Genomic DNA, 16,931 nt, shown 5'->3' with positions numbered 1-16,931 from the left:
ATAGACGAAGCCGATCGGCAAGAGTTATTATCTAACATGGATGATGAAAAAAAAAGTACGTACTTTTTTGTAATATAGGTACTAAAAAGTGCCTATTCGTATAAAGAGGAGTGAGGATTTAATGGAAAAGAAAAAATATAATATCTCCGTGGAAGCGACCCTTGAGGTCATTGGCGGGAAGTGGAAGTGCGTGATTTTATGTCATTTAACACATGGAAAAAAACGCACAAGTGAATTGAAGAGACTCATGCCAAACATCACACAAAAAATGCTCACGCAGCAGCTGAGAGAGCTTGAAAGTGATGGGGTGATTAACCGGATTGTGTATGAGCAAGTACCGCCTAAAGTGGAATATGAATTAAGTGAATACGGTCAGTCGCTCGAAAGAATTCTGAATGCGCTATGTGATTGGGGAGCAGCTCATATTGAACGTGTGTACGGAGAGCCGCTTTCAGTGCTAGAAGACAGCATTTTAAATGAACAATTTAAATAAAAAAGTCCCGCTTCCTCCTATGAGAGCGGGACTTTTTGTCTTATATGCCTTTTTTCTGGTCGCGGTATTTGCCAGGGGTCGTGCCTTCTAGTTTTTTGAAGGAACGGATGAAGTTTTGCGGGTTTTTATATTTCAGTTTTTCCGAAATTTCTTTGACGGACATATCGGTCTCCACGAGCCAGTTTTTGGCGACATGGTGTCTGTAGGATGAGAGATATTCACTAAAGGAGATATCCATTTCCTTTCTAAAGATACTGCTTAAATAATTTGGGTTGTAATGCAGGCGTGTGGCGATTTCATCCAATGTGAGATCTGAGTCGAATTCTTGATGAATGATATGGATGATCTTTTCTGAGATGTTTTTGTATTGTGATTCCTCGCGTGCACCTAGCTGGTCAATAATCGGCCGAATGATCTCATGTTTCAGCCATGCTTCGGTATCTTCAAACGTTTTAAATTCAAAAATCGTATCATACAGCATTTTATTGTCTTCGACCTCAAATAATTCAATGCCAAGCAAATGCATCAGCTCAATCAAATTGTTTAAAAAACGGGCGAGGGCGATATGGTACTCGTGCGGTCCTGCATTTTTAGAGAAAATGGATTGCAGGAGCACATGTAAATAGTGATCTGCCTTGCCTTGATCACCTGCTTTCATCGCATCAAATAAATCATGTTGAAGCTGCTTTGGAAAATGAGTTTTAAACGTTTTTCCTTGCTGGATATGTTCATATAAGATAATGGACTTTTTCTCTGCTTTGAGTCTGTATTTTAAGGCCTCTTTTCCTTCAATGTAAGCCTGTTTTGCCATCGTGAGCTCCTGAAACTGACGGCTGATTCCGATGCTGATCGATAAACCAAGCTCTTCCTCGATACGCAGCTGAGTCGTTTCCGCTAATTGGTTTAAATATTCAGTAAACTCTTCGTCTGACTTTGAGTGATTTAGGATAATCGTCGTTTGATGCTGATTGACAACTGTTGGCTGAAGGTGCTCCTCTTGCGGAATAATCTGCTCAATTAGTCCATTGATCGCAAATAAAAGTAAGTCAGCATCCTTTTTTTCATAAGGTGTTCCTTTTAGCGTATCAATTTGGGTCACAAGCATGGATAAGTGAGACCAGTCCTGAGGGAATCCTAAACTTTGGAACCGGTTGTTAATTTCTTCTTCTGTCAGCTTTCCGAGCAATAGCCGCACCATAAAGTATTGCTGGAGGTGCGTGACTTGCTGCTCAATACGTTCCTCTAAATCATTGTTTTGATCCTTCATTTGTTTAATACTCGACTCAATCAACTCAAATTCATTTTGAAAAGGCTGCTTTTGCAAAAAGGATTCATTGCGTGCAAAGGACTCGTATAACAAGCGGATTGGTTTATAAAAATGCCTGGACCCAAACCATGAAAATAGCAATGAAAGCGCTAACAAAATAAAGCAGATAATAAAGGTGATCCACCCAATTGATTTCGTTTGTGCCTTGAGTTCTGGTATGGAAACAAAGGATAGGTACGTCCATTCGTTATAGTCTGATTTTTGAAACGTAATTTGATAGTTTAGTTCCTCGATCTTCATGTTAAATTGACCTGATCGTTTTTCACGCGATAGGACATGCTTGACGAACTCTTGATTTTTCAAGGATTCACCAATTTGTTCTTTGCGGTTATGTAACAGCACTTTTCCGTTAGTATCAATGACAAACATACTGTCAGATTGAGAGAAGTCAGGCATATTGTCAGCAATCGTGCAGCTGGGAATGCTGGCGACAGCGATCCCTTTTTTCTGGACACTGTTCATAGGGAGTTGTTTGATTAAGTTCACATTGTATTTGCAAAAGGAGGCCTTTCCTTCCTTTGTCGCAACAAGTGGATTATTTTCTTCAAGTGCCCAGCTGGAATGACTCGGAATATTGAGGTAAGAGGTGAGCGCTTTCTCTTGGTCCCCGCTTGTGACATGATAAAGCCCCGAATTGTTCATGTACCAGTCTTCCATTTTACTGACGAGCGTAATATTGGAAAGATCGGTGTCAAAGGTTTGCAGGTAGTTCAGTTCCTGCTGTACTTGATTATAAAGCTGGAATTGGTCTGGATTTAAAGGTTCTGCCAGTGTTTGAAGGAGAGGCGGCGAACTGACATAGTGAGTGAGAGAGTGATCAACTGTCTTTAAAATATGCTCAATATTGGATTGCGTTTGTTTAACGCTGTCCAGCTTTTCATTTGAGATATTTTCGAGTGCTGTTTTTTGTGAATGCTGATAAGAAAAAATACCGACAATGATGACAGGAATCGTACTAAGCATGAAAAAAAACGTGACGAGCTTGTAATAAAATTTATATTGCCTTCTTTTCATAAAACCCCCCATTTCAAACGGAACAATCTTTTCCTCTTTATTTATTAATCCAAAAATTTGGTAGGTTTGTCAATAATCATTTTCTGAGATTAGGATCATTTTCTCATGTTTTATGTAACGTTTTGAGTAGCTTCCCCTAAGTAAATATGATCTGATGATATGATTGTAGACGGATTTTTCATCCTTAAGATACAGTTAACACATGCACCAGCATGAGGGGAGGCTTTATCTATGAAAACAGAGGATGTTACTGCCAAGGGTGTGCCTGCGGCAGCTTTGAAAAAAGAAAGAAGAAAGCGCTTACTTAATCAAATGCTTAGTCAAAAGTTTTTGTATGTCATGATTTTGCCAGGGCTCATTTATTTTCTTGTCTTTAAATATGTGCCGATGTGGGGGCTGATCATTGCCTTTCAAGATTACCAGCCGTTTCTCGGTATTCTTGGCAGTGAGTGGGTTGGCTTCAAACACTTTATTCGATTGTTTACAGAACCAACATTTTTCATCTTATTAAAAAATACACTGATTTTATTTGCCATGAATGTCGTGATTTTCTTTCCAATTCCGATCTTATTGGCCCTGCTTTTAAACGAGGTCAGATTGGCATTGTTTAAGAAATTTGTGCAGACGATGATATACATTCCTCACTTCATGTCATGGGTGATTGTCGTGTCCTTATCCTTTGTTTTGTTAACAGTAGATGGTGGGTTAATCAATGAATTAATTGCTTTCTTTGGAGGGGAAAAGATTAACTTTCTTCTTAGTCAGGAATGGTTTAGACCGATGTACATTTTACAAGTGATTTGGCGGGAAGCAGGCTGGTCGACGATCATTTACCTAGCGGCGATTACAGCGGTAGATCCGCAGCTATATGAAGCAGCGAAAATGGATGGAGCCGGCAGACTGAGACAAATGTGGCACATTACGCTCCCTGCCATTAAAAGTGTGATTGTCGTTCTGCTTATTTTAAAAATTGGTGACACATTAGAGCTTGGCTTTGAGCATGTCTATTTATTACTCAATGCAACGAACCGGGAAGTAGCAGAAATCTTTGATACGTACGTTTATACAGCTGGTCTTAAGCAAGGGCAATTCAGCTATAGTACCGCTGTTGGTCTATTTAAAGCAGCCGTTGGACTCATTTTGGTTATGCTGGCGAACCGTTTAGCGAAGAAATTTGGGGAAGAAGGTATTTACTAAAAAGGGAGATGAAAAAGAATGACATTATCGACTAAAAAGGGATCACCACTTGAGCATGCAGAGAAATTAGCACAAACAATTATGAAAGCGCATACACCAATCGAGCTACCTCCAGCTGGAAGATGGCATTATCATCAAGGCGTTTTTCTTTGCGGTGTGATGAAGCTATATGAGTCAACGGGGAACGAGACGTATTTCAATTATGTGAAAAGCTACGCAGATTCGCTCATTGATGAGTATGGAAACCTGTTATTTCGAAGAGATGAGCTTGATGCGATCCAAGCTGGGCTCATTTTATTCCCTCTTTATGAACGAACAGGAGAGAAGCGGTATGTGCTGGCAGCGGAGAAGCTCCGCGGGCTTTATCGCACATTGAATCGCACATCTGAGGGCGGATTTTGGCATAAAGACAATTATGCTTATCAAATGTGGCTGGATGGTCTCTACATGGGCGGACCTTTTGCCTTAAAGTATGCAAAGCTGAAAGATGAAGAGGAACTGGTGGATATGGTGATCCAGCAAGAGCATCTCATGAGAAAGCATACAAAAGATGAAAAAACAGGTCTGTATTATCACGCGTGGGACGAACGAAAAGTGATGCCATGGGCTGATCAAAAGACAGGCTGTTCTCCCGAGTTTTGGGCAAGGTCATTTGGCTGGTATGTCCTTGCATTAGCAGATATGATCGAGGATCTGCCAGAGCAGCATGAAGGGCGAAAGATGTGGAAGGAAACGCTGACAGACATGCTGGAGAGTGTAGCTAGGTACCAGGATCAAGACACAGGTCTCTGGCATCAAATCATTGATAAAGGTACTCATAGCGACAATTGGCTTGAAAGCTCTGGATCGTGTTTATTCATGTACGCCATGGCAAAAGCCATGAACGAAGGGTATGTCAGCCCCCGCTACACAGATCATGTGGTGAAAGCTTACCAAGGCTTAATTCAGCATAAGACGGCTGTGACAGAAAACGGTGATCTTACCATCAATGATATATGTATCGGAACATCCGCTGGATTTTATGATTACTACGTCGGTAGAGAAAGAAGCACAAATGATTTGCACGGGGCAGGCGCTTTTATTATGGCGTTAACTGAGCTAGAGAAGCTGCCTGTTTTTCAAAAGGCATGAAGAGGCAAAAAAGGGCTACAGCATGGCTCCTCAGCTTTATCGCTGCCTTTTGTTTGTCAGCCTGTCATGGGAAAACAAACGGTATCGATGTTCTGATTTTTTCTGACATGTCAAAGGGGATGAAGGATCAATTAGTCGAGAAGGCTTTTCAAACGGAACAAGAAACGTATAGCGTCCACATCTTCCCGGCGATTCCCGAAAAGCTTCTTGTTGAAATTACCGCCAAAGAGGGGGACATCATGCTTGTCCCGGAAGAAATGTTTCGAACATATGATGATCCTGAAAGCTTTCAGCTGCTTGAAGAGATGGGTATTGATGATCAAGCGGCAGGGCCATATACGATCGAGGATCAAAGGACAGGTAAAACGGTTGATTATGCGGTTCAAGTTAGTAAAGGCACGAAGAAGCTAAACGGCTATACCTTTCGATTACATCGAGATATGGTCGCTTTTATTCCCGTGTATGCAGACAAGTCCAAAGAGGCGCTGTCTCTCATGAAACAGCTTCGTGAAAATCGATAGAAATAGGGGTGGGGACTGTGAAACGGGTCGTAATTTGCGGACTCAGTCAGCGTGCGTTCAATATGTTTATTAAACCGCTAACAGAGGATTTCAATGAGCATTACAGGATTACAGGGCTTTTAGATATAGATCATCATCGGTATACACTTTGTCAGGAGCGTTTTCCATCACTGCGGGGCGTCTCGTTTTTTCATGAAGAGGCATTTGATCAAATGGTGAAGGAAGCAAAGCCAGATATCGTCATTGTGGCAGGCAGGGATGACACACATGTCACCTATATTTTGCAAGCACTTGACTATGACCTCGATGTCATCACTGAAAAGCCGATGGTCACAACAGCAAAAGACGCCAAAAAAGTAATGGAAAAAGAAAAGGAAAGTAAAGGAAAGGTCACAGTCACTTTCAATTATCGCTACAATCCATTTCATCGAAAGATCAAAGAACTCATTTTAGAAGGAAAGATTGGAAGGGTCACATCTGTTGAACTGAGCTGGCTCATTGATACGTATCATGGCGCTAGTTATTTCAAAAGGTGGAACCGAACGCGGCAATTCTCTGGCGGACTATCCATTCATAAATCGACGCATCATTTTGATTTGGTCAATTGGTGGATCAATCAAAAGCCGAAGCAAGTATTTGCCTATGGGGCGCTGAACTATTACGGAGATAAAAGTCCTTGGAATCCTTTGCAGGGGGAAGAAAACAGGTATTGCGGAACATGTCATGTGAAGGATACATGTCATTATGAAGCAAGGTGGAATCCGAGGGTAGTACGCTCAAATGTCGAGGACGATCATATCGAATCCGGTCAGGAGCAAACGCAGCAATACACCAATTATCGCCCAGACGCCTGTATTTTTGATGAGGAAATTGACATTGAGGATACATATGTGGCATCAGTGGCATATGACCAAGGGGCTCTCTTCAGCTATTCGATTCAATTCTCAGCACCCTACGAAGGATACCGGCTTGCTATAAATGGGACGAAGGGGCGTATTGAAACAAATGAGTTTCATGTGCCATCCAGAATTCCTTTTCAATTCCCAGAACAGACGATTTCTTATTATCCGATGTTTGGGGCAAAAGAGACGATTGAAGTCGTGAAGCAGCCAGGAGGACATGGCGGCGGAGATCCTCTGCTTTTGGCCGATTTATTTATCGGGAAAGATCCTTTAATTCACTATGAAATATCAGCAGGGGCAGAGGCTGGTGCTTATTCAATTGCACTTGGGGAAGGCATGTGGCGGTCTGTTGCAGAGAAGCGCCCAATTGACATAGAAGAGTTGCTTCAGAAAGAGACGGTGTCATAAAAAAGAGAGGAGGGGAAAGAGATGGATCATGATGGTTCAATGAGCAGAATGCTTCGAATGTGTGAGTGGGTGATGCGACTCGCCTATACAAATTTGCTATGGTTGCTGTTCACCATGCTGGGACTTGGGATCTTTGGATTGATGCCTGCGACCACTGCGTTATTTTCGGTGATGAGAAAGTGGATACAAGGGCATGAGCAAGTGAGCGTTTTCCGGACTTTTTGGAAGGTGTACCGTGAGGAGTTTGTACGCTCTAACTTGATTGGATTGACGCTATTGATCATAGGAACGATTATATATGTAGACCTTGCGTATATTTATCCAACGAGCTGGTTTTTGCATGTGCTTCGTTTTGCCATTTATATCTTTGGATTTCTCTTTGTTGTGAGCTTGTTTTATATTTTTCCGCTGCTGGCTCATTATGATTGGAAAAAACGTCTCTATCTAAAATTCTCTCTTTTGCTTGGTATCTCATATTTGCAATATACACTCTGTATGCTCGTTTTCTCGGCTCTGCTGTTTGTTCTCTTTGCTTATTTGCCGGGAATCGTGCCGTTCTTTAGTGTGAGTATACTCGCCTATGGTCATATGTGGCTCGCCTATCAAGTATTCAAAAAAGTAGAGTTTGAAAGTGAGCAGCAGACAGCCGAAGTAAAGAAACGCCTGCCGTCTTTCCTGCAATCGAAGCGGGTGAATACACAGTAATGGGGTTCATTTGCTATAATGGTGTCACTGTGATTAAAAGGAGAGATGAGCGTCGTGTCAGTAAAAGAAATCTCAATAGAAGAATTAAAACAAAAGCTAGAGCAAGAAGAAGCCATTCAGCTTGTTGATGTGCGTGAGGACGAGGAAGTAGCAGAAGGAATGATTCCAGAAGCTGTCCACATCCGAATGGGAGATATCCCCGAGAAACTGGATGCATTCGATCAAACGCAGGAGTATTATATTATTTGCCGCTCTGGTAAACGTAGTGAAAATGTCTGCTATTTCCTAGAAGACCAAGGCTATCAAGCGACCAATGTCGTTGGCGGAATGCTTGCTTGGTCAGGAGAAACAAAACCGAAGCTGTAAACAGAAGTCCTTTCATCTCATAGATGAAAGGCTTTTTTTGTTCATATGCCCGCCCTCATGTGCATAAAGATAGAGTAGCGAGAGAAGGGAGAGTGGCATATGTGCTAAAGGTAGCTGTCTTTGATGAAGAGCACGAAAAAGATTTGCAGAGCGAAATCAATCTTTTTTTAAAAGGAATGGATGACGACCAAATCATTGACATCAAGTACAATGTAGCAGTGATCTGTGAGCAAGGAGGAGAACAGCTCTACTGTTTTTCTGCCCTCATTTTATATAAAAAATAGGACCTATTTGAAGGGTCCTTTTACTTTGTTTAACTAGCGTCAATATATAAACGATGCTTGTTGCAGTGAACACATTGAAAGAGATAGCCTTGCAGATCTCCGCCGTTGACGAGCCATTGTTTTAGGTTTTCTTTCGTTAATCCTCCGCCGCTGCAAATGTCTTCGATATCTTCTGTGAGCTCTTCCTCTAAATGTTCTATCTCTTTCCAACCGACATACTGGACGATCGCGCAAAAATCTCCGCAATGGCTTAACCAATATTCCTGCTGCCAGCCGCGATAACCTGGCGTTCTAAAGATCAGTTCATCTATATATTCCTCTTGCTCAACGTCATCACAGCTTGCATCGTCTTGAAAGGTGCCATCGTATTTTTTAGCGGCTGAACCATCTTTAATGCACCAAGGGCAAATTCCTTTCACATCTTCAACAGAATAAAATGGACCATGATACACATATTCTCTATCTTTTTCACAAACAGGACATGTCGTAGGCTCTTTTTTGATCACGTTTAACGAAACTGGATCTGGGTTGTACTTGAATGTAGGCAGCGTCATATAAACCTCCATTGTAGAAATGATTTCATTATTATTTTACAGGAATCCTCCTGCTTGCAACAATCTTAAATTGTCTATATAGAAAAAAGCCGTTCTTATGAGGAACGGCTTTCAGCGTGTAGACAAACCCTCGCATTCGGTGTCAGTCCTGCGCGTCGGTACTCACGAATGTTAAATTTGCTCCGTTCCGGTGCTCGTCCTTCCTAGACTGCAAAGGTTTTCTATCACGCTGAAAAGAAGACAAAGGGCTAAAATAAACATCATTTTAGCCCTTTGTCAACAATCTGAAAGCCGTTCTTATGAGGAACGGCTTTTTTCGCTTGAGATTATGCTTTTTTTACTCTTGGACTTCGTGGTTTACTGACTTTATTGGCTTGCTTGATGGCTCTTCGTTCATCATTCAATGACTTGTACAGTGAGACAATCATCAAAATAATGACAACGGAGAACGGCAAGGCTGCGAGCTTGGCTGTATTTTGCAGGGCTTCAAGTCCCCCTGAAAATAAAAGTACGGCAGCAACAGAAGATTGGATGATGCCCCAGCTAACTTTGACACTGCCAGAAGGGTTCAATGATCCATAGGTTGTCTGCATTCCAAGCACAAATGTAGCTGAATCAGCCGATGTAATAAAGAATATAGCGATTAAAATAAGTGCTAGAATCGATGTGATCATCGCCAGCGGATATTCATTTAGTACACCGAAGAGCATTGTTTCTGTTGATAGACCCGCAACATCGACAATATTCTTTTGCTGTAAATCCATCGCAGATACACCGAAAATCGAGAACCATAGAAATACTAGGATAGAAGGAGCCACTAAGACACCTACTAAAAATTCTCGAATCGTTCGTCCGCGTGACACCCTTGCGATAAAGATTCCGACAAATGGTGCCCAAGAAATCCACCATGCCCAATAAAAGATTGTCCATCCATTAATCCATTCTCTCTTCTCAGGATCATTTGGAGATAGACGGAAGCTCATTTGAACGATGTTGGATAAGTATTGCCCAATTGAGTCAGTAAATGAATTTAAGATAAAAACAGTTGGACCTACCAAAAGTAAGAAAAACATCAGAACAGCTGCTAATACCATGTTGATATTACTTAAATATTTAATGCCTTTTCCAATCCCGCTTAGAGCAGATGCAAGGAAAAGCACCGTCACAATCATGATAATGATCAATTGTGTGCTAAAAGCATTCGGAATGTGAAACAGGTAATTCAACCCACCGTTTATTTGTGCCGCGCCTAATCCTAGGCTTGTCGCAACACCAACTACAGTTGCAAATACCGCAATACAATCGATGGTTTTTCCGATCCATCCATTCGTTTTATTTCCTAAAACCGGCTGCAACGTTGCACTGATTAAGCCAGGTGCATCTTTTCTAAATTTAAAGTAAGCAATACAAAGTGCAACAATGGCATAAATAGCCCATGCATGAAGCCCCCAATGGAAAAAAGTATATCGAAGGGAATCTCGGAATGCCTGCGCCGTTTCAGTATCACCCGTTGGTGACTGGATGGCATAGTGGCTGATCGGTTCAGCTGCTCCGTAAAAAACAAGACCAATTCCCATACCGGCACTAAATAGCATCGCAAACCAAGAAAATAAGCCGAATTCAGGCTCTTCCCCAGGTTTTCCTAGCGTAATCTTACCGATTGGGCTAAAAATAAAGAATAGACAAAAGCCGACGAGTAGTGACACCACTAACAAGTAATACCAGCCAAAGTCATTTGTAATGTATGTTTGAATTTGATCTGTGACATTTTGCAGTGTTTCTGGAGAAAAAGCTCCCCATATGACGGCAACAAATGTGATCGCAATCACAATCCAAAATACACTTGATACGTTTTTCACACCATCTCACTCTCCTGTTGTTCTACACGTTTAAGCAGAGGATTTACTTAATATCCCCTAACTCAACTAATTTCAAACAAAAAGAGGCGAGCTTCTCACTCGACCTCTACTTTACCGTAACATGTTTTGCTTCCATTAATCAACTATCGATATGTGAAGATGATTTTTCTTCGATTCGTTTACGAAGACGATAAACGTATTCTTTTAAACAAACAGCGAAGATGGTAAACGCCAAAACAATGGCTACTTTTAAAGGGTTAATGGACAGCTTCAAGAAAAAAGCGGCTGTCAAGCTAATAACGACTGCAAATACAATTGGAAATGCACGTCTGATCATTGATCTCTCTCCTTTGCTTCTAGTGCAGCATTCATACCAGCAAGTCTGCCTGTTACAAGTGCTGACGTGATATTGTATCCGCCTGTATAACCATGGATGTCTAGAATTTCTCCGCAGAAATAAAGACCGGGCATTTTTTTAGACGCCATTTTCTTCGGTTCAATTTCTTTCACAGAAACGCCGCCTCCTGTGACAAACGCTTTGTCCAAAGAGAGTGTACCATTGGCATGAACGATAAAATGTTTGCAATCATGGGCGAATGCGCGCAGTTTGTCCTTAGCAAGACCAGAAAAAGTGTCTTGCGGATCTATACCGTTCCTCTCTAACAAAAACAATAAATAGCGTTCTTGCATCCAAGACTTTAGGACATTTTTAATGGCTTTTTTTGGTTCATCTTTTAGGTCTCGATGAAGCTTTTGGAAAAGCTCTTCGTCATTAAGCTTCGGATATAAGTCTATTTGCAGACGGACGACCTGCTGCTTTTTCAATTCTTTCACCACAAATCCGCTGCATCTAAGAACAGCTGGGCCGGATAAGCCAAAGTGTGTAAAGATCATATCCATGACATGTGTGACGACAGGTTTTCCCTTTTTATTTAAAACGCTGACAGCCACACTTCTTAAAGAAAGCCCTTGGAGCACTTTTTCTTTTATAAAACGTTCATCTGATGTGACCGGTACTTCTGTTGGGAAGAGCTCTGTAATCGTATGACCAGCGGCTTCTGCCCATGCGTAGCCGTCACCAGTAGAACCAGTATGCGGCACACTTTTTCCGCCAACAGCAATCACAACAGCGTTACTTGAAATTTTTTCATCATTATTTGTAACAATTCCGGCTGCTTGTCCGTCTTGATACAGAACTGTTTTAATCTTCTCATTCGTTCGAATGGTCACATTGAGGTTACGGAGCCTGTCTAAAAGGGCATCCACAACAGATTGTGCTTTGTTTGAGACAGGGAACATACGTCCATGGTCTTCTTCTTTAAGTTCAATGCCGAGGTTTTCAAAAAACGAAATAATATCCTCGTTATTGAACTCAGAAAATGCACTATATAAAAAACGGCCGTTTCCGGGAATATGCTTGATGATTTCTTCTACTGGAAGGCGATTGGTGACGTTACAGCGTCCACCGCCAGAAATGGCGAGCTTTCTGCCAAGCTTGGTTCCTTTGTCAATTAACAGAACAGTTGCACCGTGCTCTGCTGATGCAATAGCGGCCATCAGTCCAGAAGGTCCACCGCCAATGACAATGACATCATAATGTTTCATGTTACATTCCTCTTTCTACTTTCAGTCATTTATCTATTATAACGAAAATTGGGGAAGGCTGAAATATGAATTGATTGGTTTTGTGCCTTCTGTATTGGATTTGTTACCTGTGCGTCGAAATGATGTGGTAAAATAGTTGAGTTGAATATTCATTAGAAAAATGGTGGTTAAGCGCATGTCTAATAAACTGCTTCGTGGTACGTTGGTTTTAACGATAGGGACTTATCTCTCTCGTATTCTTGGTATGATTTATTTAATTCCATTTAGCGCAATGGTTGGAGCTACTGGTGGAGCGCTATTTCAATATGGATACAATCAGTATACGATCTTTTTAAGTATTGCTACGCTTGGTTTTCCAACAGCGGTATCAAAATTTGTTTCTAAATATAATGCAATTGGCGATTATGAGACAACGAGAAAAATGTTCAGGGCGGGTATGTCGGTCATGCTTGTCACCGGGATTATCGCTTTTTCTCTTTTATATTTGAGTGCACCAATTTTCGCCAAGATTCAGCTTGGCGGATCAAATGAAACAGGCGGTTTGACCGTCGACCAAGTGGTATATGTGATTCGGATGGTCAGTTTAGGTCTTTTGGTTGTACCAATTATGAGTCTCGTGCGAGGGTTCTTCCAAGGACACTCTATGATGGGACCGACAGCTGTTTCCCAAGTCATCGAGCAGCTTGTCAGAATCATCTTCCTATTAACAGCAACGTTTATTATTTTAAAAGTGCTTGACGGCGGTCTTGTCATCGCTGTCGGATATGCTACATTTGCAGCACTTATCGGCGCATTTGGCGGCTTATTCACGCTTTATTTATATTGGCTGAAGCGCAAGGATCGGCTCTTATCCATGCAGCCGAATACAGGTGCTTCCTCTGACTTATCTTATAAGCAAATGTTTACAGAGCTATTTAGCTATGCCGCACCGTATGTGTTTGTTGGACTGGCGATTCCAATTTATTCTTATATAGATACAAACACGATTAACAGAGCCATGATTGCATCAGGCCATCAGGATATTAGTACAGCGGTATTGTCTATTGTGACGTTATATTTACCGAAGCTCGTGATGATTCCTGTGTCCCTTGCAACAGCGTTTGGCTTAACCTTGATTCCAACGATTACGGAATCATTTACAGCTCGTAACTACAAGCTGCTCAATAGACAAATTGATCAGACGATGCAGGTCATATTATTTTTCGTGCTGCCTGCTTCATTTGGTATCTCAGCATTAGCTGGACCGGTTTATTGGTTTTTCTATCCGTCTGTTCATCCTGAGATTGGGATGTCAATTTTGTTCTGGTATGCACCTGTTGCGTTATTGTTTTCTTTATTCACCATTAATGCAGCGATTTTGCAGGGAATTAATAAACAAAAATTTGCCATCGTCAGTCTGTTGTTAGGGATCATCATTAAAACGGTTCTGAACATTCCGCTAATCAGCTGGCTGCAAGGAAATGGTTCTGTGCTTGCGACTGCGTTAGGCTATAGTGCGTCCATCTTGTATATGTTTATCATGATTAAGCGCCATGCAGGCTATTCGTTCCGCAGGATTTTCAAACGATTTATTCTCATTGGTATTTTGACTGCGATTATGGCTGTAGTGGCGTATGCGACATGTCAGCTTGTGAGCCAAGTGATTTCGTATGAAGGTGGAATTATTAACGCGGGTATCGTCATTTTGATTTCAATGATCACTGGCGGCGGTGTGTATCTGTTCTTGTCATATAAGGTAGGATTACTTGAGCGTGTACTCGGCAGCCGTATGCCCAAATTTTTAAGAAAAAAGAGTTAAGAAGAGGTGGAGTTTCATGAGGCTTGATAAATTGCTTGCTAGCAGCGGCTTTGGTTCAAGAAAAGATGTAAAGAAGCTGGTCAAGGCACGGGCAGTCACCGTGAATGGAGAACTGGCGAAGCAGGTGAAAGATCATGTTGATCCATCGAATGATGAAGTGCTCGTACACGGAGAGCGTGTAGAATATAAAGAATTCATTTACTTAATGATGAACAAACCAGATGGTGTCATCTCAGCTACTGAAGATTTGCGGGATGAAACGGTCGTCGATTTACTTGAGCCGGAGGATATCGCAAGGGAGCCATTTCCTGTTGGGAGACTAGACAAGGATACAGTCGGTCTTCTCCTCCTCACAAATGATGGACAGCTTGCTCATCAATTACTTTCTCCAAAAAAGCATGTGCCAAAAACGTACGAGGTTCATTTGAAATATCCATTAGGAGATCAAGACATCAAGCGTCTTGAAGAGGGTGTTGTCATTTTAGATGATTACCGCACGAAGCCGGCAAAGGTTGAAGTAGATGCGAATGAAAGTGAAGATACACGCATCCGTTTAACAATTACTGAAGGAAAGTACCATCAAGTGAAGCTGATGGCGCAAGCAGTGGGAAATGAAGTCATCTTTTTAAAAAGACGCTCGATGGGAGCTATCTCTTTAGATGAAGATCTAGCGCCAGGGGAGTACCGTGAATTGACGGACGAAGAATTAGACAGCTTAATCAATCGACCATAAATGTAGAACAAAAGAAAAGAAGACAAAAGAAAAGAACCGGCATGTCGCCGGTTCTTTTTGTTATATGGACAGTTCATTATACGCTTAAGATGATATTTTTACTTTTTTTCTCGTTGTTTCCCATTTGCCTCTGCTTGGACTATGAACAAGATCGTTATAGGCAAGCACGTTTAAGTCTCTTTGAATGGTTCTAGGTGTGATCCCGAATTCATCAACCAGCTCTTGTGTCGTCACAAGACCTTTCTCTTGAATGAACATATAGACTGATTTTATTCGAGTCATCATACGGTTTGTTGAAGGTTTCAAAAAACCACTCCCTATCAATAAGATCGGATGGACTTGACTAACCACAACTTACTACACTAAAACTGCGAAATAAGGACATGCAACAATGGTAAATGTTCGTGTTTCTTAATGTTTTATTCTATTATACACGTTATTATGCATCTAGTTCCACCAAAAAGTCAACTTTACATGTTATTTAACTTGTCTTCATGAATCGAAACATGGTATATACCATGTTTTGAATTCGGTTACAACCCAATGGGCGTAAGGCGTATGGAGAATACTGTCACATTCAAACGTCCAAAAATGAAACACAGAAAATTTACAAAATAAAAAATTCACTCATCTTAAAAAGACACATCCCTTGTTAGAATGTGCCTTTATTGTTTCTGTTATCCTTCTAAGAAAAAGAGCTGAATGAAAAATAAAATGGCAAAGATGAGAACAAGTACATGTACTTCTCTCCATTTCCCTTTTGCCAGTTTCACAAGTGGATATGAAATAAATCCAAGTGAAATTCCGGTTGAAATACTAGATGTCAGCGGCATGGAAAGGATCACTAGAAAAGCAGGGAATGCTTCGTCTAGCTCGTTCCAGCGAATGCGTGACACGGAGTTCATCATCAAGCACCCGACAATGATGAGAACAGGTGATGTGATGGATGGTAAAGAAGAAATGGCCTGAACGAGCGGACCGAAAAACAATGCCACAATAAACAGTGCAGCGACCGTTAAAGAAGTGAGTCCAGTTCTTCCGCCAGCAGCAACCCCAGATGATGATTCAATATAAGCTGTCGTTGGGCTTGTTCCAAACATAGAACCGATCGTCGTTGCAGCAGAGTCAGCGAGCAGGGCTCTGCGTACCTTTGGCAGCTGCCCATTTTTCATGAGTCCTGCTTGTTCGGCCACTCCGATCATTGTGCCCGTTGTATCAAAAATCGTCACTAGTAAGAAGGAGAAGACGACAGCGTATAAATGATGAGAGAATACATCGCCGAAGGCAGCGAATGGGTTTGTAATCAGCATGCCTTCTGGTAGTGCAGGGATGTCCATCAGCATTTTCGGAAAATGAAGCTGGCCTGTTACGACCGCAATCAGTGTCGTCGCTAACATGCCGATAAACAGAGCGCCATTTACTTGAAGTACCATTAAAATAACAGAGATCATTAAGCCGACAAGCGTTAAAATGACAACAGGCGAGCTTAAGTTGCCAAGCTTCACTAAATTTTCCGGGTCAGCTGCGATAATCCCAGACTGACGGAGGCCGATAAATGCAATAAAAAGCCCGATTCCGGCTGTAATGCCGTATTTTAAATTATCTGGAATGGCTTGAATCAGTTGTTTTCTAAGGGATGTTAACGATAAAATAATAAAGAGTATTCCAGCAACAAATACCGCACTGAACGCTGTTTGATAGCTGATGCCGCCACCACCGACAACTGTAAAGGTGAAATAGACATTCAGCCCCATGCCTGGTGCAATCGCAATCGGATAGTTTGCAAATAGTGCCATCCAGAGTGTACCGACGACAGCAGCGATAATTGTTGCAGTAAAGACTTGGTCAAAAGGAATGCCTGCTTTTGAAAGAATTCCTGGGTTAACGGCAACAATATATACCATAGTAAAGAATGTCGTCATACCAGCGATTAATTCTCTCTTTATGTTGGTTTGGTTTTCTTTTAACTGAAACATAAAATCCTCCATTTACGAACATTATTACAAAACAATTAATATAATATTCGTTTTAAGG

General features: G+C 41.5%; 17 protein-coding genes. 10 read left to right on the top strand and 7 right to left on the bottom strand.

The features are described 5' to 3' along the window. The first annotated feature begins 121 nt into the window (after nt 1–121). Nucleotides 122–493 (top strand): winged helix-turn-helix transcriptional regulator, encoded by a 372-nt coding sequence (locus MHH41_RS13520; RefSeq protein ID WP_003217763.1) that lies wholly within the window; start codon nt 122–124, stop codon nt 491–493. 40 nt (nt 494–533) lie between these two features. Here the strand turns inward: MHH41_RS13520 and MHH41_RS13515 are convergent, their stop codons facing one another. After that, a complete protein-coding gene (locus MHH41_RS13515) occupies nt 534–2,834 on the bottom strand; it encodes a helix-turn-helix domain-containing protein (RefSeq protein ID WP_050943530.1) in 2,301 nt (766 codons plus the stop codon). 231 nt (nt 2,835–3,065) lie between these two features. On the opposite strand from MHH41_RS13515, the gene MHH41_RS13510 reads away from it, so the two are divergent. The 7 genes from MHH41_RS13510 to MHH41_RS13480 all read left to right on the top strand — a co-directional run bounded on the left by MHH41_RS13510 (nt 3,066) and on the right by MHH41_RS13480 (nt 8,348). Continuing rightward, nucleotides 3,066–4,031, top strand: a complete 966-nt coding sequence (locus tag MHH41_RS13510; protein WP_003217645.1) for an ABC transporter permease — start codon at nt 3,066–3,068, stop codon at nt 4,029–4,031. A gap of 18 nt (nt 4,032–4,049) precedes the next feature. Further along, a complete protein-coding gene (locus MHH41_RS13505; RefSeq protein ID WP_003217717.1) occupies nt 4,050–5,162 on the top strand; it encodes a glycoside hydrolase family 88/105 protein in 1,113 nt (370 codons plus the stop codon). After that, nucleotides 5,159–5,683, top strand: a complete 525-nt coding sequence (locus MHH41_RS13500) for a lipoprotein YteS (RefSeq protein WP_253622320.1) — start codon at nt 5,159–5,161, stop codon at nt 5,681–5,683. The genes MHH41_RS13505 and MHH41_RS13500 overlap by 4 nt, the downstream gene beginning before the upstream one ends. A gap of 17 nt (nt 5,684–5,700) precedes the next feature. Continuing rightward, nucleotides 5,701–6,993, top strand: a complete 1,293-nt coding sequence (locus MHH41_RS13495; protein WP_253622321.1) for a Gfo/Idh/MocA family protein — start codon at nt 5,701–5,703, stop codon at nt 6,991–6,993. A 21-nt stretch (nt 6,994–7,014) separates the two neighbouring features. Further along, nucleotides 7,015–7,698 carry a YesL family protein gene (locus tag MHH41_RS13490; protein ID WP_340866451.1) on the top strand — a complete coding sequence of 228 codons (684 nt, stop codon included), beginning with the start codon at nt 7,015–7,017 and terminating at the stop codon, nt 7,696–7,698. 54 nt (nt 7,699–7,752) lie between these two features. After that, nucleotides 7,753–8,064 carry a rhodanese-like domain-containing protein gene (locus MHH41_RS13485; protein ID WP_253622323.1) on the top strand — a complete coding sequence of 104 codons (312 nt, stop codon included), beginning with the start codon at nt 7,753–7,755 and terminating at the stop codon, nt 8,062–8,064. Between the two features lie 101 nt (nt 8,065–8,165). Beyond that, nucleotides 8,166–8,348: a sporulation protein Cse60 gene (locus tag MHH41_RS13480; protein ID WP_003217582.1), complete on the top strand. Its 183-nt coding sequence runs from the start codon at nt 8,166–8,168 to the stop codon at nt 8,346–8,348. Between the two features lie 29 nt (nt 8,349–8,377). Here MHH41_RS13480 and MHH41_RS13475 read toward each other — a convergent pair whose 3' ends face one another. The 4 genes from MHH41_RS13475 to MHH41_RS13460 all read right to left on the bottom strand — a co-directional run bounded on the left by MHH41_RS13475 (nt 8,378) and on the right by MHH41_RS13460 (nt 12,366). After that, nucleotides 8,378–8,902 carry a CbrC family protein gene (locus MHH41_RS13475; RefSeq protein WP_106065788.1) on the bottom strand — a complete coding sequence of 175 codons (525 nt, stop codon included), beginning with the start codon at nt 8,900–8,902 and terminating at the stop codon, nt 8,378–8,380. A 326-nt stretch (nt 8,903–9,228) separates the two neighbouring features. Then, on the bottom strand, nt 9,229–10,761 hold the full coding sequence (gene opuD / locus MHH41_RS13470; protein ID WP_003217541.1) for a glycine betaine transporter OpuD: 1,533 nt from the start codon (nt 10,759–10,761) through the stop codon (nt 9,229–9,231). Nucleotides 10,762–10,900: 139 nt separating this feature from the next. Then, nucleotides 10,901–11,098, bottom strand: a complete 198-nt coding sequence (locus tag MHH41_RS13465; RefSeq protein WP_003217594.1) for a hypothetical protein — start codon at nt 11,096–11,098, stop codon at nt 10,901–10,903. Next, complete coding sequence (locus tag MHH41_RS13460) at nt 11,095–12,366, bottom strand: BaiN/RdsA family NAD(P)/FAD-dependent oxidoreductase (protein WP_212046416.1); 1,272 nt, start codon at nt 12,364–12,366, stop codon at nt 11,095–11,097. Before MHH41_RS13460 ends, MHH41_RS13465 begins: the two co-directional genes overlap by 4 nt. Before the next feature lie 175 nt (nt 12,367–12,541). Between MHH41_RS13460 and MHH41_RS13455 the strand changes: the two genes are divergently transcribed. Beyond that, complete coding sequence (locus MHH41_RS13455) at nt 12,542–14,164, top strand: putative polysaccharide biosynthesis protein (protein WP_003217649.1); 1,623 nt, start codon at nt 12,542–12,544, stop codon at nt 14,162–14,164. Between the two features lie 16 nt (nt 14,165–14,180). After that, nucleotides 14,181–14,897, top strand: coding sequence for a pseudouridine synthase (locus MHH41_RS13450; protein WP_050943540.1), 717 nt, complete (start codon nt 14,181–14,183; stop codon nt 14,895–14,897). A gap of 84 nt (nt 14,898–14,981) precedes the next feature. On the opposite strand, the gene MHH41_RS13445 is transcribed toward MHH41_RS13450, so the two are convergent. Then, on the bottom strand, nt 14,982–15,203 hold the full coding sequence (locus tag MHH41_RS13445; RefSeq protein ID WP_008356419.1) for a DeoR family transcriptional regulator: 222 nt from the start codon (nt 15,201–15,203) through the stop codon (nt 14,982–14,984). A gap of 371 nt (nt 15,204–15,574) precedes the next feature. After that, nucleotides 15,575–16,873: an NCS2 family permease gene (locus MHH41_RS13440; protein WP_050943541.1), complete on the bottom strand. Its 1,299-nt coding sequence runs from the start codon at nt 16,871–16,873 to the stop codon at nt 15,575–15,577. Between the last annotated feature and the right edge of the window lie 58 nt (nt 16,874–16,931).

Origin of the sequence: Bacillus sp. FSL K6-1145, assembly GCF_038003425.1 — a bacterium.
Taxonomy (GTDB): Bacteria; Bacillota; Bacilli; order Bacillales; family Bacillaceae; genus Bacillus; species Bacillus pumilus.
Note: the sequence above shows the minus strand (reverse complement) of the source record. Positions and strands in the feature narration are given on the sequence as shown.